Raw genomic sequence first — 20,320 nt, 5'->3', positions numbered from 1 at the left:
CGGCCCCTGAACCCGCCCGCTGTAAGCCTTGGCGTGTCGAGTGTTCGATGGTCCGGTCACTGAACGTGGTGCTGCCGGAGTGTCCTGCTCGTCCGGGTGATCCGTCGACATCGGAGTTTTCCCCCACCGTGTCCAGGTGATCCTCCCAGTGCAGCGTTCCTGCTGTGAAACCACCTCAGGACAAGGAGATCATCGTGGAAGAGGAAGTGATGGTGGCACCGTACGAGACGCCGGCGTTGGTGGAGCTGGGCGAGTTCAGCGAGGACACGCTCGGGTTCGGCAGCAGCTTGTGGGACAGTTTCGGCCAGTACCCCACTAGCTGAGTCCCATCGGGCTGAGACACGGTGAGTGATGAGTGAGGGTTGGCTGGCGTTGCCGGATGTGGCGGCGGCCGGATCGTGGGGTGTGGCGGCTCGGGCGGTGTTGGCCGGCGCCGAGGTGGTGCCCCACGCGTCAGGGCGGCCGTGGCTGGTGGGTCGGTGGGCGCCGGACGAGTTCACCGTGGTCGAGGCCGGGCCCGTGCGGGTGGCGGTGATCGGGTGCTGCCCGGTCGCCGCCACCCGGCTGGGCGGCGTGGTCGCCGGGGTGCGCCACGTGCGGGAGTTGGACGCGGTGGTGCGGAGGCTGCCCGGCAGCGTTCACGTGGTGGCGTCGGTGGAGGGCGTGTTGCGGGTGCAGGGCGCCCTGTCCGGGGTTCGCGGGGTCTTCCACGCCCGCCGCGACGGGGTCGTGCTCGCCGGAGACCGGGCCGATGTGCTGGCCGCGCTGGTGGGGGCGGAGGTCGACGAGAGGGTGCTGGCCACCCGGGTCGTGTGCAGCGGGCCGTTGCCCCCTCCCCTGGGTGAGGCGTCGATGTGGCGGGGAGTGCTGGCGGTGGAACCGGACCACTACCTGCGCGTCGACCGGTCCGGCCAGGCGCGGGAGGTGCGGTGGTGGCGGCCACCGGTCCCGGACGCGCCGCTGGCGGCGGGAGCGGGTGCGGTGGGGGAAGCGCTGCGCGACGCGGTGGCCGCCCGAGCCGGTGGTGCCGGGCTGCTGAGCGCGGACCTGTCCGGCGGGATGGACTCGACCTCGCTGTGCTTCCTGGCCGCCCAAGGCGCGCCGGGGTTGCTGACGTTGCGGTGGGGTGAGGCCGAGGCGGGCAACGACGACGCGGTCTTCGCCGCCCAGGCGGCCCGGACCCTGCCCGGGCGCGGGCACCTGGTCCTGCCGCAGACCGGCATCCCCTCGATCTTCGCGGATCCGGGGCAGGCCTGCGACGCGGAGGCGCCCTACCCGTTCACCCGCACCCACGCCCGCACCCGGCACACCGCCGAGGTGCTGGCCGGGCACGGATCGCGCAGGCACCTGGCCGGGCACGGCGGGGACGAGCTGTTCCACGAGACCCACGCCTACCTGCGCGACACGGTGCGGCGCCACCCGCTGATCGCGCTGACCCACGTGCGCGGCTACCGCGCACTGCACCGCTGGCCACTGGCGGCGACCCTGACGGCGCTGGCCGACGACCGGGACCCGGCCGGCTGGTGGCGTGAGCAGGCCCGGCGCCTCACCGACCCCCCACCGGCCCGCTACACGCCCGATCTGGGCTGCGGTGTGAGGTTGCGCGCCGCGGCCTGGGCGACGCCGGGGGCGGTCGAGGCCGCGCGAGGACTGCTGCTGGACACCGCCGGGCGGGCGCGGCCGTTGGCCGGCCGGCGCGGGCAGCACGCCACCCTGGCGGTGCTGCGGACGACGGGACCGGCCTACCGCCAACTCGCCCGCCTGTTCGCCGCGGCCGGGACCCGGCTGGAGGCGCCCTACCTCGACGACCGGGTGATCGAGGCCGCCCTGTCGGTGCGGCCGCACGAGCGTCGCACCCCCGAGCGCTACAAGCCCCTGCTGGCCGAGGCGATGCGGGGCGTCCTGCCCCCGGCGATCGCCGGGCGGTCCACCAAGGGCGAGTTCGGCGAGGACGTCCGGGTCGGGTTGCGCCGCAACCTGCCCGCCGTGCTGGAGGTGTTCGCCGACTCCGCGCTGGCCGCTCGCGGCCTGATCGACGTCGACGTGCTGCGCGCCCGGCTGTTGGCGCCCCAGGTCGACAACGCCGCCGTCATCGCCCTGGAGTACCTGCTGGGGTGCGAGACCTGGCTGCGCACCACCACCGAGACCAGTTCCACCGCCCGGACATCGTCGCACGAACAGGGGAGGACCGATGAGCCCGCGACTGCGTCCTGACGTCGCCACCACCGACACCGAGCACGGCACCGTCCTGCTCGACGAACGCACCGGCCGCTACTACCAGCTCAACCCCACCGGCGCCCGCGTGCTGCGCGGGCTGCTCGACGGGCACAGCCCCGACCGGATCGCCGACGGCCTGGCCAACGACCACCACCTCGACCACGGGCGGGCGCGGCACGACGTCACCGCCCTGCTCGACCGGCTGCGCACCGCGAACCTGGTGGTCGAGCCGTGAGCGCCCCCGTCGCCCTGGAACACCGGACCCGCCTGCCCCCGCACCGACGCATCCTGCCGCTGCTGGCGGTCGCCGCCGCCCGGCTGCTGACCCGCCTGCCCCCGGTCCGGCTGCGCCGGGTGCTGGAGTTCGCCCGCCGCGGCGCCCGCCCCGCCACCGCCGAGCAGGCGCTGGCCGCCCGCACGGCGGTCGTCGCGGTCAGCCTGCGCTGCGCCGGGAAGGGCTGCCTGCAACGCTCCATCGCCGCGGCCCTGCACTGCCGCGCCCACGGCACCTGGCCCACCTGGTGCACCGGGGTGCGCACCCACCCCTTCACCGCCCACGCCTGGATCCAGGTCCAGGACCGCCCCGTCGGCGAACCGGAGCACACCTCCAGCTACCGCGTCCTGGTCAGCGTGCCTCCGCTGTCGGGATCGACGGTGGCCGGGTGAGCAGCGCGGCGACTTCTGCGCCGGCCTCCGAGGCAAGTCCTCGGCGGGCATCCCGGAAAGGGCACACCGTGACGTTCAACCACACCCGCGCCGCCGCACTGACCGCGGCGCTCACCCTCGCCGGCGGTTCCCGGTCGCCGCGATGCCGGCTTGTCGGAGCGAGGATGGATGATCGTTGAGGGCTTCCGCAGGCGTCATCCGGCCTGAGGTCTTTCGGGGTCCTCTGTCAGCGTCGGGGCGGGATTCGAAAGCCGTCGCTGTCAGTCAAGCGGCGTACCGCTGACCACGGGGTATCGGCGGCCATGACCACGGGTGGGTGGTTCGACGCGAAGCCGTCTGTTCGACAGTTCGTCAGGCACGGTCCGGTGCGAGCTTGTGCAGGGCGGTGCAGAGGTTCTCCACCGCTTCGAGGACCTTGGCGGGCGGTGCGGCGGTGAAGCAGAGGCGGTAGAAGCCCGACGGGTCGAGTTGGTACATCGTGGCGCCGGTGAGCAGTTTGACCTTGGCTTCGGCCAGGAGGTAGGCGGCGAGGTCCTGCTCGGGGGTGGTGTCGGCGGAGCCGCCGAACAGCACGGACTCGGGGCCGCTGGCCCGGGGGACGTGGGGCAGGTAGTCGCGCAGGTCGAGCCAGAAGAACTGGGCGCTGTTGGTGCCTTGGGGGCGGTGGTACTTGATGCCGTGCTGGTTGAAAGTTTCGCAGACCGCGCGGAAGGCGACCTGGAGGTTGGCGGAGTACTCCGCCATGAGGTCGTGCCACGCCGAGGTGTCCAGTGCGGCGATGGGGTCGACGTAGAAGTGCTTGAGCGAGTCGAACTGGCTGAACCACGACAGCGCCCGCCGGCGCTCCAGCGGGTCCTGGGCGTCGGACATGGCCCGCCGCACGTGGGGTGAGGGGGAGATGATGAAGCCCGCGCGGAAGCCGGAGAGCCCGAAGTCCTTGGCGAAGCCCCAGACGACGTGGACGCGGTCGCGGGCCCAGTGCTGCCAGGTCAGTTCCAGCGCGCTGACGAAGCGGTCGGAGGTGTGGGGCAGTTGGGAGTGGCGGTAGATCTCGTCGGAGATGATGTGCATCTCCGGTGTCTTGGCCAGCGCCCAGTCGTAGATCGCGTTGAGCAGGTCGGGGTCGTAGTTGCCGCCCAGGGGGTTGTGGGGGTTGGTGAGCGCCAGCAGCCGCGGCGGGTGCTCGCCGCAGGCCTGGTAGGCCCTCTCCAGGTCGTCCACGGTCAGCTCGAAGGTGTCCTGGCCCGGTTTGTAGGTGGGCACCCGGACGCAGTGCAGGCCGGGCACCTCCTCGAAGGACCAGTTGAAGCCCTGCCAGTACGGTGCGGGGATGAGCACGTTGCTGCCCCGGGGCACCGGGCTGGTGTCCGCGCCGCGCGGTGGGGGCACCGCGCTGTCCCGCTCCGGGGTTTGCAGGGCCAGGGCGATGATCTCCAGGGCGGAGGCCACCCCGGCGGTGGGGTAGACGTCCCCGGGGTCGACGGGCGCGCCGAAGGACGCGGAGAGCTGGACGGCCATCGCGGCGGTCAGCTGCTGCGTGTCGTGGGGTGAGACGTAGCGGGTCGACCGCTGCGGCAGCGGGTTCGGCAGGGTGCTGAACACGCGCTCCTGGAGCAGCGGGTAGAGCAGGGCGTTCTCCGCGATGGACAGGTCGGTGATCTCGTCGGACCTGCCGTGGCGCCGCAGCAGTTCGCGGAACGCGATCCCGCGCTGCTCCTCGTCGGGGATGCGCGCGAGGCGGGCCAGGTCGTCGGGGGCCAGCGCCTCCAACGGTGACGTGGAGTCGAGTTGGCGCGTCATGACCGTCCTCCGCTTCGTGGGCGTGGCTGCACTGGAAGCCAAATGCGAACCGGCCCCCGGGGCAACCGCATTCACCCGCCCCGGTGGTGGACGTCCACCACCGGGGTGAGGCGAAGGTGGGCAGGTCGGAGAACGGCGTCCCCGTCCCCGGGCGCCGCGGCCGGATCGATGCGCGGCACAGGTCCACCTCCCCCCGCTTCCACCCGACCCGATCGCCTGCTTCGACGGTGTTCTCGTCGGTCGCTTCGGCTTCGGCTTCGTCGTCGGTGGAGGTGACGTCGGGGTCAGGGGAGGTGGTACATCGGGTTGGGGAGCTTGACGTGCTTGTCGGCGTGGCCGCCGCGCAGGTCGCTGAACTGGTCGCCGATGTTGACCACGATGGTGTCGCCCAGGGTGTTCTGCACGTGCGCCCGGACGAGGGCCTTGAACTCGCCCACCGGGCAGGTGAACCCGCACGGGCCCAGGTGCTCCGGCACGGTGGTGGTGGGCCGCAGCAGCACCCGGTCGGCTCGCGCCGGGTAGCCGTGCTTGAGCAGGTTGCGCACGGACTTCTCGGTGTCGGTGTCGAGGCGGCCGCTGATGAAGTAGACCTTCACACCGCGCTCGTCGGCCCACTTCGCCAGCTCCAGGACAGGTTCGATGACCTCGAAGGTCCCGTTGTCGACCGCGGCCTGCTGCTTGACCGGGTCGTAGCCGAAGTCGTTGTCCGCCTTCACCCCGTAGGTGCTCTCCGCGGTGTCGTCGAGGTCCAGCGCGATGGCCGGGTTGCGCACACCGACCCGCAACCCCGCCTCCAGGTGGGTACGCGCCTCGTCCACCTTGCGCTCGGTGTCGCGGCCCCACTGGCTGTCGGGGGAGTGGTGGTTGTGGCCCGCCGCGTCGACGTAGCCGTTGTAGTACGCCTGCACATCGCGCTTGGCCTGCCCCAGGTTGGCCGGTTCCCCCACCGGGGACGCCGCCGGCGGGTCCTGCCGGGCGACGCCGCCGATCCCGCCGACGAGCACGCTCCCCACCGCCGCGGCCACCACGATCACCTGTCCGACACGGACCATCAGAACCCTCCTCACCGGGAACAGCCCACCCACGCTACGAACACCCGACTCCGACTGGGTGCCGAGACCCCGCAGTCGACCGGATCGAGTTCCGTGTTCAGCCGTCCGGGACTACCGGCCGCTCCGCGTGACGGGAGCACCACCGGTACCCACCGGGACGGTGAGCGCCGTGGTGATGCGTCGCGACGCCCCGGCCGGCACCCGCTCGGTGAGGTCCGGCGCGCGTTACCGGTGTCCCAGGCGGTTCAGGACGTGGGCCACTCCGGACGGGCCGCCCGGGGAAGCCATCTGTGCGCCCGGCGGCGGTGGTTCGGAGTGCGCGACCAACGCCATACCACTCCAACGTGTGAGGCCGTACCCCTGTGGGCTTCGTGGCGCCGGGTACCCCGGACGAGGTGCGTGTGCCTCGAGGTCCGCCTCGACGTGATGAAGGGAACGAGATGAGCGCGACACGGAAGCCGGTCGGCGGGACCGTCGCGTGGCGGGCACTGGCCGCCGCGGGGGTGGTGGGCGCGGTGTCGGTGCTGTCGGGTGCGGAGCAGGCCGTCGCGGACGCTCCGAAGTGCGGTTCGACGCTGGAGAGCTGGACCGGAGCCGACGACGTCGCCGTCTACAACGGCAGGTTGCGCACGGGAGAGGACGATCACGTCTTCCACACCGTCGCCCTGGTCGGCGGCAAGGCCACCGACCGCGAGACCGTCGACGACGGGACGCTGGCCTCGATCTACAAGGGCGACTACTCCGCGGACGACGTCGCGGCGACGGGGAAGCTGTACTTCGAGGTCGAGGACGTCGACGCCCCTGAGGATCCCGTGTTCGAGCTGGAGTTCCTCCGCCCCGACTGCGGCGGCACCGATCAGGTCGTCAGCGCCAGGCTGTCCGTGGAAGGGGGGAAACAACTCGGCACCGTCTACCGCGTCCACTGACCGGCACCGCAGAGCGGGAACCTCGGCGGACCAGGTCGGTGCGAGGCCGCAAAGGGCTTGACGCGGCACGGAAGGTGTCACCAGCCGCATGAGGCGCCTTCGACGCACCTGCCCCGGATTCGTGAGGCCCGCCGCCGGCGCGGGTCGAGGAAGGAAGCCCGTCACACGGGCACGGCATGGAGGAACGGCGATGCTGTCGCCGTGGCACGTGCCGGCGGTCGACACCTCCGAGTCGGCCGAACTCGCCGCACCACCGCGGCGGTCCCGGACGACCGTGCCGAACCGGCCAGGGCAATGCTCGACTCGAGTTCGTGCGCACCTTCGAGCGCCGCACCAGCCGTGAGCCCTTCCGGCTCCTCACCGCCACCCAGCCACGGCCGAGCATCGCCCGACAGCCAGAGAGGCACCTGAGAGCTTGCGCGCTTCTCAGTCGTCGCAGAGGAGCGCGCTGAGACCGCTGTGGTCGCCGCAGATCGTGACGCTGAGGTCGCTGCCGCCGATAACCCGCATCGCAACGGGTCTTGTCAGTCGGATCTTGCCGAGGGTGAGCGCTCCGCCGGGTCACGACCATCGAGCACCCGGGGGTCGGATATCCCCCTACAGGGCGAATTCGGGTCGGGTGGGGCACGAGGTGTCCCACCCTGGTGTCCCGGTGGCCGGCGTGCACGGGGCGCGGGCGGTCCGCCGACCCCGGAGGCCGGCGGTCCTGCCTTCGTCCGCGTGGTCCGATGGGGAGCGACGAGCAAGCGATACGAGATCTTCTGCCTGGCCGACCGCTGGTTCTACGACGCCCCCGACCGGTCGTCACAGGACCGGCAGGCGGAGTTCGGCCCGGTCTCGCGGCCGGTCCCGCCGGGTTGGCGCAGCGTCCGCTCGGAGGAGTGGCTCGACCTGCTCCCGCCGGACCACCGGTTGCCCGCGCAGGGGTGGAAGATCCACGTCTCGGCCTGCCTGGACAACGCCGAGGAGGTCCTGGACGTCGTCTGGGACTACTGCGTCTCGCACGGGTTGGCCTTCAAGTACCTGCCCAACCGGGTGCTGCTGTTCGTGCGCAACGCCAAGTACGCGCCGCGCGGGTGGAGCGGGAAGTTCATCACCGTCCACCCGGAGGACGAGGACCGGCTGCGCACGTGCCTCGACGACCTGGGCGCCGCCCTGGCAGGCCACCCCGGCCCGTACGTCCTCAGCGACCTGCGGATGGGGGACGGCCCCCTGCACGTGCGCTACGGGGGGTTCGCCAAGCGCCACTGCGTCGACGACGACGGGGAGGTGGTCCCGGCCATCAAGGACGACCGGGGCCACCTGGTCCCCGACCGCCGCAGGCCGGTGTTCTCCCCACCCGAGTGGGTCGCACTGCCCGACTTCCTGGCACCCCACCTCGAAGCGCGCAACGCCGTCACCACCGCCGACCTGCCCTACCGCATCGAACAGGCCCTGCACCACTCCAACGGCGGCGGTGCCTACGCGGGCCACGACACCCGCACCGGCGAGCGCGTGGTGCTGAAGGAGGCCCGGCCCGCACGCCGGGCCGGCCGCAGGCGGTGTCGACGCCCTCACCCGGCTTCGGGCGGAAGCCGACATGCTGCGCCTGGCGCGGGGACTGCCGTTCGTGCCCCGCGTGCGCGACTGGTCCGTCCTGGGCGAGCACGCGTTCCTGGTGCAGGAGTTCATCGAGGGGATCCCGCTCAACCAGCTGCTCGTGCAGCGCCACCCCTGGTCATCCCCGACCCCGACCCCGATCGCGTAGCCGACTACACGGCGTGGGCACTGGTGTCCTCCACGCCGTGGAGGACGCCGTGGGGGCACTGCACGAACGCGGGGTGCTGTTCAACGACCTGCACATGGCCAACATCATCGTGCGACCCGACGACACCACCATCGCCCAGTTCTCACCCGGCGGCGGACTCGGCATGGCCTACGGCGCCGCCGGCGTGCTCTACGCCTTCCTCGAAGCCGACGCCCCGCGCTGCGAACCGGCCGAGCAGTGGCTGATCCGACACACCACCACCGCGCCGCCGGACACCCCGCTGGGCTCCTACGACGGCCTGGCCGGCGTGGCCTACGCCCTCGACCTGTTGGGCCACCGCCAACACGCGCTCGACGTGGTCGACCGGGTGCTGGGCGACGCCTGGGAACAACTCGGACCGGACCTGCCGACGACCAGCGGGAAGCCGACCCGGTCCGTCGCAGGGCGGGACTGCTGTACGGGGCCGCCGGCGCGGCGTTGCTGTTCCTGCGCCTCCACGACCGCCGCGGCCAGACCGGACTGCTCGACCTGGCCGCCCGCGCCCTGCGCCAGGACCTCGCCCAGTGCGTCCGCGGAGACAACGGCGCCCTGGCCGTCAACGAAGGCCGACGCACCACGCCCTACCTGGGAGCCGGCAGCGCCGGCATCGGTGCGGTCGTCGACGAGTACCTCACCCGCGGCCACGACGACGAACTCGCCGCGGCACGACCCGGGATCCTGCGCGCGGCCTCGGCGACCTGGCCTTCCCCGACGACCAGCTCATGCGCCTGTCCATGGACCTGGCCACCGGAACAGCGGGCTGCCTGCTCGGACTCGGCGCCGCACTGCGCCCCGACCACCCCGCCGCCCTGCCCTTCTTCACCCACCACCACACCGGAACACCTGTCAGGCGCCGCGACCCACGAGGTTCAGGTCGAACGCCGGCCGGACGCCCTGCGACTGGTGGACCCGGGGCAGCCGTCGTCACCGGGCCACGCCTGGGACAAGATGGTGATCGGCCTGCACTCGGCCGCGGTCACCAGCGAGGTCGCCGGCGATTTCCGGGCGGTGCAGGTCGAGTTCACCCCCCTGGGCGCGTACGCCTGCCTGAGGCTGCCGCTGCACCACCTCGCCGACACCCTCGTCGCGCCGGACGAGGTCCTGGGACGGTCCACGACGTCCCGGCTCACCGGGATGCTGGCGGACGCGGCAGACTGGGAACACCGGTGGACGATCCTCGACGAGGCGATCACGGCCCTGCTGCGCGACGCTCCCGCGCCGTCCCCCGTCGTGGCGCAGGCGTGGGCGCACCTCGACAAGTCGCACGCCACCACGGTCGACGAGCTGGCCGGGATCACCGGTCGCAGCCGCCGTCGCCTCGAAATGCTGTTCCGCGAACAGGTCGGCCTGCCGCCCGGCACCCTGCGCAGGGTGCTGCGCCTCCAATCGGCGATCACCGCGCTGAAGAGGACGGACCTGACGTTCACCGAGATCGCCACCAGGTGCGGGTACTACGACCAGTCGCACCTCAACCGCGATTTCCGCTCGATCACCGGCCTGACGCCGGGCGAGTTCGACGCGCTGGCCAAGAGCTCGTCGAGGGCGAACAGGCTGTCCGTGGGCGATCGCCTGCACAGGATCAGGATCGGATCGGTCCAGGCTCCGCACCTTCCCGCGGAACCGTCGGAACCCCGGTCCAGCCGCCCCGCGCGCGGACCACGGCCCAGTGGTCGCGACCGTCAGTGAGCGGACGTCCTGGTCCGGGGTGTTCAGGACTCGTTCGGTCGACTCGTCGCGGACTGCGTCGGTGACGTGGACGAGCCTGCCCGCGTCTTCGCCGGTGTCGGTGAGCCGCAGGTCGCTGCCGTGCTCGGCGAGCAACCGGTTGACCAGGGCACGGCGGACCCGGCGTCCGATTCCGTCTTCCCCGCGCGGCGCGCCGTCCAGGGCGGACGGGGTGGCGTGAACGGGCGGAGTCGGCCGATGTCGGCCAGGTGGACAGGCGCACGAAGCTCCTGGCGACGGCCTTGCTCCTGGTGGAGAAGTCGTCCACCAGGAGCTTCACCGTGCCCCCACCACGGCCGCAGCCCGCGTCACCGAGTCGGACGGGGCTCGTTCGCCACCCGTTGCTCGACCGTCGCCAACTCGGCGCGGACCCGGATGGTGGCGGGGTGGTCGCGGTCGATCTCCTCGACCTCGGGCACGAAGGTGAGGTCGACGTCAGGGTTGAAGACGAGGCAGTGCGACGAGCCGCCGTACTGGAACTCGCCGAGCTTCTGCCCCTTGGTCACGGAGTCGCCGGGCTTGACCGCGAGGTTGCAGGAGGAGACCTCGGCCATGCCGATGGCGACGAAGCACAGGGTGCCGATCTTCTCGTTGGCGGCCTCGATGAAGATCAGGGCCCGAGTGGCGACGTGGGCGATGTACCCCTGCGAGATGTCCGGTGCGGCCGGGTCGCACAGCGTCGCGGGCGTCTCCGAGTAATAAGAGCCGGGGATCTTGCGGCATGCGACGACCTTCCCGTTTACCGGGCTGTGCCACTGGTGGTAGTTGAGCGCCTTGAGGAAACCCTGGTACACCGTTCCGTGCTTGAAGTACTCGTCGTCGGGCTCGTCCTGCGACTTGTGGGCGGTGTCGAGCAGGTGCGCGAGCGAGTACGGCTGGCCCTTGACGGAGAAGTGGTCGTAGAGCTCGACGCACCTGCTGAGGCGATAAGGGGACACTTCGCACGCGCTCACGATGACGTCGTCATCGTCTTCCTCGGCGATCGGTCGGTGCCGGTCCGGGTCCTTGAGCGATCGCGTGAAGAAGCTGTTCCACGAGTCGAACCCGTAGTAGGGGTCGTGCTGGTCGCAGTCGAAGAGGTCGACGAACGGTGTTTCCACCTCGCCCTCGCTGTTGTGGTCGGACATGGCGTTGAGGGCCTCGTCCGACAGCCACCCGCCGGCCTTCATCGACTCCTGGGAGTCCTTCGACCTCAGGTACTCCGCCCAGTGGTCCAGGACGGGCTTCAACTGCTGGTTGACGTCTTTGTTCAAGAAAGCCGCGAATCCCGCGCGGGTGCCCATGGCCCAGTTCAGGATCACGTTGATCGGGAACCCCACGAGTCCTGACGTGTCGTACTCGGGGACCGTGGTCAGCACCTTGTCGAGAAGTTGCAACATGTGTTCGAACGACTTGACCTGGGGGTACCCGGTCGGCGTCACTTTTTGGGACAGCTGCTCGAACATGTCCGTGAACAGCACGTAGACTTCCGGGTTGGCGTAGACGAACTCGCGGAACACCGTGAGCGGGTCCGCCAGTTCGCGGGTCTGGAGCCCCGGTGCGGCGCTCTTCTCGCCGACCTCCCCGATCAGGTCGTCGAGCCACCGGGCCAGGTACACCTGGTCCGTCGGGAGCCAGTCACCGACCTGGGTCGCAATGTCAGCCGACATCCTTTGTTCCCGTCTGCGGGTGTGCGGTCTTCCGGAAGGGGTTTCTCGCCGGCCGTGGTGACGGCCTACCGGGGTGGCATCGCCGTCCAGGGGTACCCGGTGCGGTGGTCCATGTGGCCGGCGAACTCGGCGTACTGGGGGTGGTCGCGGACGAAGGCGGCGGGGTCGAACTCCTGACCGCACGAGTTGCCCCACCGGGCTCGGAAGCCGAGCGGGTCCTCGGGGTCGGAACCCGCGTGGTAGGCCTTGCCGTCGTTGGCGCCCCACGGGAAGTACGGCGGTTGGCCGTGGTTGCCGTACTCGCCCTTGTCCAGGTCGAGGTGGCCGCAGATGCTGCGGGACCCGGCCGATTCCTCGCCGCGGTAGACGTCGAAGTGGTCGCCGATGATCTCCTGCGCCCTGGTCGCGTCCACCTTGCCCTCGGACTCGGTCAGCAACTGCTCCAGCCTGACTCGGCGGGCGGCGTTGCCGCGGATGTCGAAGCGCTGCATCGGGTCGGTGCACTGCTGCAACCGGATCTCGGGGCTGTTGGCCACGTTGTAGCCGGTGTAGAAGCCGTTGGTGGTGTGGGTGAACCACGCGTCCCCGGGTCCGCCCTTGCCCAGTTCGTACAGGGCGATCGTGTTCTCGACCCCCCGGTGGGTGCCACCGAGCATCCAGGTGTTCACGTAGCCGACGTTGTTGTTCTCGGAGAACAACGCCGTCCAGCCCTCGATGTCGGCGGCGTGCTGGGTGGCCCGGCGCGACCGGTAGAACTCCGGGTCGCCGTCGGGTGCGAACGCGCCGTCGAAGGACCCGATGGTCGTCTCCAGGACCACCAGGCCCGCGCCGGTGACCATCCAGTCGGTGTTGCTGGTCACCCACCCCGGCGCGGCCTGCATGAGCACCCGGTGCCCCTCGCCGGCGGGAGGGCGGATGTCCAGGACCACGCTGAGCGCGTCGCCCGAGCTGAACCTGTCCCAGCTGTTGTGGGCCGCGACGATCCGCCCGTCCGCGGTGTGCGAACCGGTGGCGATGAAGGCCGAGCACCGCGGTCGGGCGCCGCGCAGACGTCGGGTCGCGCCGTGCGCCTGCGACGTCGGCCACCAGCTGTCCACCAGCTCCTCGTAGGCGTTGAGGGCGATGATCTGCTGGAGCGTGATCGTGGAGCCCGTCGCCCTCGACGCGCCCTCGGCGATGCCCCGCAGCTCCTCCCGGATCTCGTCGCTGATGCCGGGGAAGTCGTCGAAGGTCTCCGACACGGCGCGGGTGAAGAAGTCGAACGGCTCGCCGGTGTCCAGCTTGGACATGAAGTCGGCTCGACGCAGGGACTTGGCGATCGCGTCGCCCAGTTCGCGGCCGTGGGTGTCACCCCGCTTGCCCGGCTCGCCGTCCAGTCGCAGGTAGGTCCAACCGTCCTTGCCGACACTTCCCGTCATCGCGCCGCCTCCCGTGATCGCGCGTCGGGAAGGACGGTGGCAGAGGCGGTGCGGGCAGCACGAGGGCTCCCACCCGTCGGTGGTGGGCGTTCCCCCGGAAGCCGAGTGCCCGGCCTCAACGCCACCCCGGGGATCGCTACACAACGTGGTTCCATTTCCCACCACGGCACGGCAAGGTCACCCTCGGGAAGCGGTCGCACCCTGTATGGGTGGTTCCCGACCGGCACGGGTTCCCTCGTCCCCGACAGGACCGGGGCCCCGGTTCGGACGCCGCGCGCCGGCACGCCCGGAGAGGGCACATCCCTTCGGGCGTGATCCCTTACCCATCGGGTGAGGAGCCTTCTCGGCGGCTCGGGCCTGCTGCGATGGTCGGGTGGGACGCGAGCCGCGACCACACGTTCCCTACGGCAGGAGCCCTCGGTGACGACATCACTGGAACTCTCGACCTCGACGATCGACGACCTCAGGAAACTGGTGAGGGAGCACCCCGATTTCCCCCCTCTGTTGGAACAATCCCTGGTGGCGGCCAAGGAGGAAGCGAGCGCGAAGCTCAAACCCGCCTTGTTCGAGGCGCTGACGTGGCCGACGACCTACGACTCCTACCTCGGCTTCCTGGAGGAGTTCGCCCGGTGGATCCCGCGCCAGAGCGAAGGCCCGGCCTGGACCGGCGACCCCACGGGGCAGCAGGAACCCCTCGACCGCCTGTGCCACTTCTACTGGTTGATCAACCAGAAGCAGGGCGGGGGGGACACGGCGGTCGTGCAGGACATCCCCTGGTTCAAGTCGTGGCTCGTCGGGTTCGCCGGCGATTGGGGCAGCTACCTCGACACGCCGGCGTCGTTCAGCGACGAGACCCTCAAGACGTTCCTCGACCGCTCGCCGAAGTACTGCGTCCAGGACTCCCTGCTGCCCGACAGGCGACCCAACGAGCCCAGCGGCTGGTTCACCTTCAACCAGTTCTTCGCCCGCGAGCTCAACCCCGGACTGCGGCCGATCGCGAACCCCCGTGACAACAAGACCATCACGGTCCCGGCCGACTGCACCTACAAGGCCACCTACCCGATCAACGAAGACCTGAGCGTCGGTCCCGTCACCATCAAGCGGACCCACACGTTCGGCAACATCGCGGACCTCCTCGACGGCAGCCCTTACGCGACGAGGTTCGCCGGCGGCACGTTCGTCCACTACTTCCTCAGCCCGTTCTCCTACCACCGCTTCCACACGCCCGTCGCCGGGACCGTGAAGGAGGCCCGCACGATCCAGGGCAGCGTGTACCTCGACGTCACCATCAACGAGGAGGACGGGCTGTTCGACGCTCCCGACGGCGCCGAGGGCGGCTACGAGTTCACCCAGGCGCGCGGCGCCATCGTGATCGACACCGAAGGTTCGCCGGAGGGTGACATCGGACTGGTCGCGGCGATCCCCGTGGGCATGGCCCAGGTCTCCTCCGTCGTCATGACCATGACCGAAGGCGCGACAGTGCCGAAGGGGGAGGAGTTCGGCTACTTCCAGTTCGGCGGTTCCGACATCGTCGTCCTGATCGAGAAGCCCCGGGCGGGCGAGCAGTTGACGATCAACGAGGACGAAGAGTACCGCCACTACGGCACTCCGATGGCCACCTTCAGCCCTTGATGGCGGCGGCGGAGCCCGGGACGCCCCGCGGCGGCCCGGGTTCCCGCGTGTCGCCACCCGTCCGCCCTGCCCGGGGCTGCCGCCGAACAGCAGCGGTTGCGCGTCGAGCCGCACGCCTCGTGCGTCGCGGACCGCCTGCCGGTGGCGTCGGCGCACCTGCGGCCCGGCGACCGGAGCGGGGGCGTTCACCTGCGGGGATGAAGATCGGGTCGCCCGCTGTCGGCCCGGAAGCGGGTGCGCCACGGTGGTCAGGCCGACCACCGCGTCCACCCGCTGCTCTGCGCAGCACAGACCCCTGGGAACGGAGCAACGATGTCATTGAGGGAACCCGGCGAGGAGAACGACCCCTACCGGCCGCACAGGTTGACGAAGCCGAGCGTCAACTACTCCTCCGGCCAGGTCTCCTACGACAAGCAGGTGGCCGAGTCGATCCTCGACGACACCTTCCACTGCCAGATCGCGTACTTCGACCCGGAGGAGGAAGTGGTCCGGATCGTGCCCCGGCAGTACGGCCGCTCGCGCGACGGCGACTTCCTCTACGTGCACGGGCCAGGCGACTACCCGGACCAGCACGCCGAGCCGCCGGTGGAGCACAGTTCCAGGCTCTACCGGCTCGTCCGATCCGGCAAGGTGCGGAAGGTGACCGTGAGCGTGGCCATCGTGGACGCCCTGGTGCCCGCCCAGGCCGCGCCCGAGGCCGTCCTCTCCTACCGGTCGGTGGTGATCTTCGGCCGGGCCTGCGCGGTGCTGGAAGGCGGCGCGGGCGGGGAGAAGTGCAGTGCGCTGCACACGATCACGAACCACATCATGCCCGGGTACGCGGACCACTCGCGCAAGGCAGACAAGGAGGAACTCGGCCACGTCGGCGTCATCAGGATCGACTTCGAGCACGTGTCCTCCAAGGTGCGCAACGGCGGACCACCCGCCTCCGACGACTCGTCGACCCACTGGGCGGGTGTCGTGCCGGTGCGGCAGGTCTACGGACCGCCGATCACCGCACCCGACCTGCGGGGCAGGGTGCCCGTTCCGGAGTACGTGAAGAACCTGACCGGATCGAGGGGCGCGCACGAACTCGTGGTGGACCCCCGGAAGCACTCGGACGAGCCCCGGCGCCTCCCGGGGGCGCCCAGGATCTGAGCGCTCGACGGAGGATCACCCGAACACCGCCGGCACGGCCGGTTCAGCCCGCACGTGCTCACGAACACCGAAGTGGTCACGGGCGTGCGGCTCGTGTCCGCACAGGACGTGGATCCGGCGATGCCACGCCGTTGCCGTCCACACCGCGAACCAAAGCCTCGATCGAGTGGTCCGTGCTGCCTGCGGTGTCGCCACCGGAGCACCGGACATACCGTGTACGAGGAGCCATCGATATGGAAAGGATCACCATGCGTTCGCTGATTCGGGTCGTCGTCGCGGCTGCGGCAGTCGCCGTGCCGCTGTTCGGTCTCGCCGCCACCGCCACGGCAGCTCCGACCAACACCGCCAAGATCATGCCCTGTCAGGAAATCCCGGGGCATGGAACGGTTTGCTGGCCTGATGACTGGGACCCTTCCCGGTAGCGCCCGCGCGACAGCGAGTTCGTTGCGGGACGAACGACGAGGGGCCCGGACCACCCACGGTCCGGGCCCCTCGTCCGTACCCGGTCGCAGACCTCGCGAGCCCGGACCGCCAACAGGGTGCGGCGAGCGGCAGGACGACCCGGTACGAGCCTGCGCACCTGGACCCGACCAGCGGCTCGCCCTTCCGACGCCTCCATCTCAGCCGCGCGGGGTGGAAGCTCCGCGGAGGACCCGTTCGATGAGTTCTTCGTAGCCGACGTCCGCGGCTGCGGCCATCAGGGGCAGGGTGGCGGTGCGGCGCAGTGCGGGCAGGGTGTTGAGTTCGAGCCAGTGGATGCGGCCGTCCGGGGCGATGATGAAGTCGCTTCGTGAGTGGGATGAGCAGCCGAGGGCGGTGTGCGCGCTTCGGGCGGCTTCTGCGAGGTCGAACGCCGTCTGGTCCGGCAGGTCGGCGGGGCACCGGAAGGAGTGGAGGCCCGGGTGGTTCTTCGCGGTTTGGTCGTAGAACTCGCCGATGGCGAGGATCTCCGCGGCGGGGAGCGGCACCGGGGCGTTGTTGTCCTCCAGGACGCCGACCGTCACCGTTCTGCCCTCGACGAACGGTTCGACGAACAGGCTGTGCCCGGCGGCGTGAAGGCCTTCCAGAGCCCGCGTGAGTTCGGCTTCGTCGCGGGCCACGGCCAGGCCGATCGAGCTGCCCTCGTCGCGTGCTTTGACGATGACGGGGGCGTCCAGCAGCGCGAGGACGTCCTCGGCTGCCGCGTGGGCGGGTTCCGCGTCGGTCACGAGGACGTCGGTCAGGACGGGCACGCCCGCCGCGCGGACCACGGTCTTGGCGGTCGGTTTGTGCATGGCGAGGGCGCTGGCCCGGACGCCGGAGCCGGTGTAGGGGATGCCGCTGGTCTCCAGGAAGCCCTGTAGCGTGCCGTCTTCCGCGTGTCGGCCCGCGAGCGCGAGGAAGGCCACGTCGACCGCGCGCACCTGGTCCGGGAATCCGGGGTCGGCGGTGTCGATCACGTGGATCCGGTGTCCGAGGGTGGTCAGTGCCTGCGCGACGTCGGCGCCGGTCGCCAGGGAGCGGTGGCGTTCACCGCTCGCTCCTCCGGTGAGGACGCCGACGACGACGTCGTCGGGTGGGACCAGGGCCGTGGTGCCTGTGTTGCGGGGCATGGCCTTCCTGGGTCTGTTGGGCCCGGCGGGGTGGGGGACGTCAGCGCAACGTCATGTAGTTGTCGACGGGGCTGAACCCCAGGGTGCGGTAGAGCGGGGCGCCGGCCTTGGTGGCGCGCAGTTCGATCGGGTCGCAGCCGCGTTCCCGGAGTGCGCGGACCAGGGTGGTGGTGACGGCGCGGGCGTGGCCGAGCCGCCGGTGGGCCGGGTGGGTGGCCACGGTGTGGATGCGCGCCCACCGGCCGGTGGGGTGGGTGGGGCCCCGGTAGCCGCGGTAGACGATGCCGATGGCGCAGGACGCCAGGGCGCCGTCGGTGGAGGGGACGACGAAGGCGAGCAGGTCCGGGTCGGTGCCGAGCCGGTCACGCATGTCGTCGCGGAACGCTTCCCGCCAGTCCTCGGTGGGCCGGGTGCCGTCGAGTGCCGCGACGCGCAGGCGGAGCAGCGCTTCGGCGTCCTCCGGGTGGGCGGGGCGTACGGGGGATCCGGTCATGCGGGCTGCCTCCGGGGCCGGCGGGATCACCGGGGTGGTCGTCGGGGGAGGCCGAGACGTACGAAGTGACGATCGCCGCCGAGGCTCCGCCTCACCGTCCACCGGCCCGGAGCGGGGTTCGCGGTGGCCCGGAACGTCGCGCGGGCCTGGTGTCAGCCCTGGTCGACGAGGGTGGCGGGGATGGTGGTGGCGTCGTAGAGGTACCAGCGGTCGAAGCGTGCTTTGCGGTCCTCGAAGACGCGGCGGTTGACGCTGGTGTGGTCCGGGTCCGCGGAACCCCGGATGTAGGCGGCCATGACGTGGCGGCCCTCGCACCGGTCACCGTTGCGGTACTTCTCGTAGCCCTCGCGGTGGCGCTGGTCGACGCGTCGGAGGCTGACGTCGATCGGCACGTCGAGGAACAGCGCGGTGAACCGGTCGTAGCCCTTGTCGCGCAACCGGTCCAGCCGCCGGTCCACCCCGCTGTGGGAGCTCATGGTGGTGTCCCAGATGACGTTCTTGCGGTTGCGGGCGGCCAGTTCGGCGACCAGCCCGGCGATCACCGACGCCTCCTCCTGGACCAGTTCCGAGCCCTCCAGCGGCGCGATCCCGTCGACCCGGGGGACCAGGCCGTGCTCGCACAGCTTCTCCTTGGCGTCGTCGGCGTTGAGCACCAGGTACCGGGAGGGGTCCACGTCGGGGTTCTGGTTCAACGCCGTCGTCTTGCCCGCACCCGGCAGACCACCGGTGAACAGCGCCTCGCCCTCGTCGGGGACCCACGAGCCTCGCGTGTACAACTCCGCGGCGATCAAGCGCTGCTTCGCCGCGCGTTCGGGCAGCCAGTGCACGCCGTCGCCGCCGACGGTGTGCGTGACGGAGGTGGCCCGGCCCTGCGCGAGCGCCTCGGCGACCTTGTCCTCGACCTCCCGGACGTGGGCGACCCACTGCTCGTCGGTCAACGGCTCCAGCGTGCCCGGCCCCTCGGCCGCCGCGGTGATCGGCGCGGCGACCAACGAGGCCGCCACCAGCACCGCGAGCACGAGCCGCGACCACCACGGCCGCCCGGGCTCCTCCGACGTCGCGGCCATCCCCGCTGGGCGCATCCTGTTCCCTCCAGACGTCACGGGACACCACCACCGGCGTCCTGTGAAAGCAGGGTCGTCCCGCGGCGGGGATCCGGCCAGCCGGCAGGCCCGGCACCACCTGGACAGGTGGCGCCGGGCAGCGGTGTCGGGTGAACGCCGGCACGCGCGGTCGACCACCGCGCCCTGATCAACGTGACCCCGCTGTCGACGCCGACCGGGTCTCGCGAACGACGTGGCGACCTGGTCGGTGGTCACGAGCTGCCGAGGCCTGCCCGGTGTGGTGGAGGTGTCGACCGGGGCGGTCCGTCACTGCCGGGGTGTCGCGAGGGTCCTGTTCGGCGGCCGGCACCTTCACGTGGACCCCCGACGGCGGGCCCACCACGAGGCTGGTCGACCCCGAGAAGGGCAGGTGCTACCCGATGAAGGAGGGGCCCGACGGGGGCGACTCGTACGTCGACGTCGACAACGACACCAACAGCACCGCGACGATGTGGGTGGGGAGCACGGACTGCGTGGGCGACCGGATCCGCGTCGGACCGGGCATGCGGGAGGCGTTCGGCCTGCGTGACAGTCGGGGGTCGGTGTCGTTCTGGGACCAATCGCGCGGCCAGGTCGATCAGGGCGGTGTCGCGGCCGGCGCCGATGAACGGCCACGGGTTGTCGGCGGTGTGGGTTCGGCGTCGGCCCGATCGCTGCGGCGCGTGGTGGCGCTGGAGCGGCGACGACAGGTGGTCGAGCACCGGTGGGGCGGTGGCGGGCGGCGACCGGAGCGGGGTGACGTCGTTGCGGTTGGCGCCGGTCGGCGTCACGGTCGGGGGCGTGCCGCCACCGCCGGTGATCAGGTGGTGCTCGGGGCCCGTCCGGGCGCGGGCGCCCGACCGGTCGCGACCCGGGTCCCGGAAGTGTCGCTCGACCTCGGGCAACAGCGGCTCGATCAACTCCCGCAGCGCGTCCTCGACCTCTCACGGCCGCCGCCGGACGACAACGCCGCCCGCCACCACGTAGCCGATGAGCGCCGGCGGTCAGGAGGCCGCCGGCGGTCGGCGATGCCCGCGCCACTCGTCGGAACCACTCGTTCGTGATCTGGCGCTCGATCGTTCTCCTTCGGAACAATTAGCGAAGGGGTTGATCGGTCGTGGGGGATTCGAGTGGTGCTCGCGCGT

General features: G+C 71.1%; 19 protein-coding genes. 11 read left to right on the top strand and 8 right to left on the bottom strand.

Going from position 1 to position 20,320, the window contains the following annotated elements; all coding sequences use genetic code 11:
• Positions 1 to 209: 209 nt before the first annotated feature.
• Genes ABD223_RS23720 through ABD223_RS23705 form a run of 4 tightly spaced genes read left to right on the top strand, consistent with a single transcriptional unit; the run spans position 210 to position 2,883 of the window.
• Positions 210 to 323 carry a lasso RiPP family leader peptide-containing protein gene (locus ABD223_RS23720; RefSeq protein ID WP_344038740.1) on the top strand — a complete coding sequence of 38 codons (114 nt, stop codon included), beginning with the start codon at positions 210 to 212 and terminating at the stop codon, positions 321 to 323.
• Between the two features lie 28 nt (positions 324 to 351).
• On the top strand, positions 352 to 2,214 hold the full coding sequence (locus ABD223_RS23715; protein ID WP_344038624.1) for an asparagine synthase-related protein: 1,863 nt from the start codon (positions 352 to 354) through the stop codon (positions 2,212 to 2,214).
• A complete protein-coding gene (locus ABD223_RS23710; RefSeq protein WP_344038623.1) occupies positions 2,192 to 2,452 on the top strand; it encodes a lasso peptide biosynthesis PqqD family chaperone in 261 nt (86 codons plus the stop codon). The genes ABD223_RS23715 and ABD223_RS23710 overlap by 23 nt, the downstream gene beginning before the upstream one ends.
• A complete protein-coding gene (locus ABD223_RS23705) occupies positions 2,449 to 2,883 on the top strand; it encodes a lasso peptide biosynthesis B2 protein (RefSeq protein WP_344038622.1) in 435 nt (144 codons plus the stop codon). The genes ABD223_RS23710 and ABD223_RS23705 overlap by 4 nt, the downstream gene beginning before the upstream one ends.
• A gap of 351 nt (positions 2,884 to 3,234) precedes the next feature.
• On the opposite strand, the gene ABD223_RS23700 is transcribed toward ABD223_RS23705, so the two are convergent.
• Together ABD223_RS23700 and ABD223_RS23695 are read right to left on the bottom strand one after the other, a co-directional pair.
• On the bottom strand, positions 3,235 to 4,683 hold the full coding sequence (locus tag ABD223_RS23700; RefSeq protein ID WP_344038620.1) for an aminotransferase class I/II-fold pyridoxal phosphate-dependent enzyme: 1,449 nt from the start codon (positions 4,681 to 4,683) through the stop codon (positions 3,235 to 3,237).
• Positions 4,684 to 4,967: 284 nt separating this feature from the next.
• Positions 4,968 to 5,735: an HAD family acid phosphatase gene (locus tag ABD223_RS23695; protein ID WP_344038619.1), complete on the bottom strand. Its 768-nt coding sequence runs from the start codon at positions 5,733 to 5,735 to the stop codon at positions 4,968 to 4,970.
• Between the two features lie 440 nt (positions 5,736 to 6,175).
• On the opposite strand from ABD223_RS23695, the gene ABD223_RS23690 reads away from it, so the two are divergent.
• Complete coding sequence (locus tag ABD223_RS23690; protein ID WP_344038618.1) at positions 6,176 to 6,661, top strand: hypothetical protein; 486 nt, start codon at positions 6,176 to 6,178, stop codon at positions 6,659 to 6,661.
• Positions 6,662 to 7,087: 426 nt separating this feature from the next.
• Here ABD223_RS23690 and ABD223_RS43620 read toward each other — a convergent pair whose 3' ends face one another.
• Entirely contained in the window at positions 7,088 to 7,171 is an 84-nt protein-coding gene (locus ABD223_RS43620; protein WP_380646153.1) for a SapB/AmfS family lanthipeptide, read from the bottom strand.
• A gap of 210 nt (positions 7,172 to 7,381) precedes the next feature.
• On the opposite strand from ABD223_RS43620, the gene ABD223_RS23685 reads away from it, so the two are divergent.
• Positions 7,382 to 8,653 carry a class III lanthionine synthetase LanKC N-terminal domain-containing protein gene (locus tag ABD223_RS23685; RefSeq protein WP_344038617.1) on the top strand — a complete coding sequence of 424 codons (1,272 nt, stop codon included), beginning with the start codon at positions 7,382 to 7,384 and terminating at the stop codon, positions 8,651 to 8,653.
• A gap of 232 nt (positions 8,654 to 8,885) precedes the next feature.
• The gene (locus tag ABD223_RS23680; protein ID WP_344038616.1) at positions 8,886 to 10,133 is read left to right on the top strand and encodes a helix-turn-helix domain-containing protein; all 1,248 of its coding nucleotides are present in this window, start codon (positions 8,886 to 8,888) and stop codon (positions 10,131 to 10,133) included.
• A 347-nt stretch (positions 10,134 to 10,480) separates the two neighbouring features.
• On the opposite strand, the gene ABD223_RS23675 is transcribed toward ABD223_RS23680, so the two are convergent.
• Positions 10,481 to 11,821, bottom strand: a complete 1,341-nt coding sequence (locus tag ABD223_RS23675) for a phosphatidylserine decarboxylase family protein (RefSeq protein WP_344038615.1) — start codon at positions 11,819 to 11,821, stop codon at positions 10,481 to 10,483.
• A 65-nt stretch (positions 11,822 to 11,886) separates the two neighbouring features.
• Positions 11,887 to 13,239, bottom strand: coding sequence for a C45 family autoproteolytic acyltransferase/hydrolase (locus tag ABD223_RS23670; protein WP_344038614.1), 1,353 nt, complete (start codon positions 13,237 to 13,239; stop codon positions 11,887 to 11,889).
• Positions 13,240 to 13,659: 420 nt separating this feature from the next.
• On the opposite strand from ABD223_RS23670, the gene ABD223_RS23665 reads away from it, so the two are divergent.
• From ABD223_RS23665 to ABD223_RS23655, 3 genes are all read left to right on the top strand, one after another.
• Complete coding sequence (locus tag ABD223_RS23665) at positions 13,660 to 14,871, top strand: phosphatidylserine decarboxylase (RefSeq protein WP_344038613.1); 1,212 nt, start codon at positions 13,660 to 13,662, stop codon at positions 14,869 to 14,871.
• A 312-nt stretch (positions 14,872 to 15,183) separates the two neighbouring features.
• A complete protein-coding gene (locus ABD223_RS23660) occupies positions 15,184 to 16,008 on the top strand; it encodes a pyridoxamine 5'-phosphate oxidase family protein (RefSeq protein WP_344038612.1) in 825 nt (274 codons plus the stop codon).
• Between the two features lie 233 nt (positions 16,009 to 16,241).
• A complete protein-coding gene (locus ABD223_RS23655; RefSeq protein ID WP_344038611.1) occupies positions 16,242 to 16,430 on the top strand; it encodes a hypothetical protein in 189 nt (62 codons plus the stop codon).
• A gap of 198 nt (positions 16,431 to 16,628) precedes the next feature.
• Here the strand turns inward: ABD223_RS23655 and ABD223_RS23650 are convergent, their stop codons facing one another.
• The 3 genes from ABD223_RS23650 to ABD223_RS23640 form a co-directional block, all read right to left on the bottom strand.
• Positions 16,629 to 17,600, bottom strand: coding sequence for a D-alanine--D-alanine ligase family protein (locus tag ABD223_RS23650; RefSeq protein ID WP_344038610.1), 972 nt, complete (start codon positions 17,598 to 17,600; stop codon positions 16,629 to 16,631).
• A 40-nt stretch (positions 17,601 to 17,640) separates the two neighbouring features.
• Positions 17,641 to 18,093, bottom strand: coding sequence for a GNAT family N-acetyltransferase (locus ABD223_RS23645; protein WP_344038608.1), 453 nt, complete (start codon positions 18,091 to 18,093; stop codon positions 17,641 to 17,643).
• A gap of 152 nt (positions 18,094 to 18,245) precedes the next feature.
• Positions 18,246 to 19,175 carry an AAA family ATPase gene (locus tag ABD223_RS23640; protein WP_344038607.1) on the bottom strand — a complete coding sequence of 310 codons (930 nt, stop codon included), beginning with the start codon at positions 19,173 to 19,175 and terminating at the stop codon, positions 18,246 to 18,248.
• A gap of 494 nt (positions 19,176 to 19,669) precedes the next feature.
• Between ABD223_RS23640 and ABD223_RS43615 the strand changes: the two genes are divergently transcribed.
• Complete coding sequence (locus tag ABD223_RS43615; protein WP_380646135.1) at positions 19,670 to 20,239, top strand: hypothetical protein; 570 nt, start codon at positions 19,670 to 19,672, stop codon at positions 20,237 to 20,239.
• Positions 20,240 to 20,320: the final 81 nt, after the last annotated feature.

The organism is Saccharothrix xinjiangensis (genome assembly GCF_039527585.1).
GTDB classification, from domain to species: Bacteria; Actinomycetota; Actinomycetes; order Mycobacteriales; family Pseudonocardiaceae; genus Actinosynnema; species Actinosynnema xinjiangensis.
The sequence above is the reverse complement of the archived record's forward strand: the minus strand, read 5'-3'. Positions and strand labels throughout refer to the sequence as shown.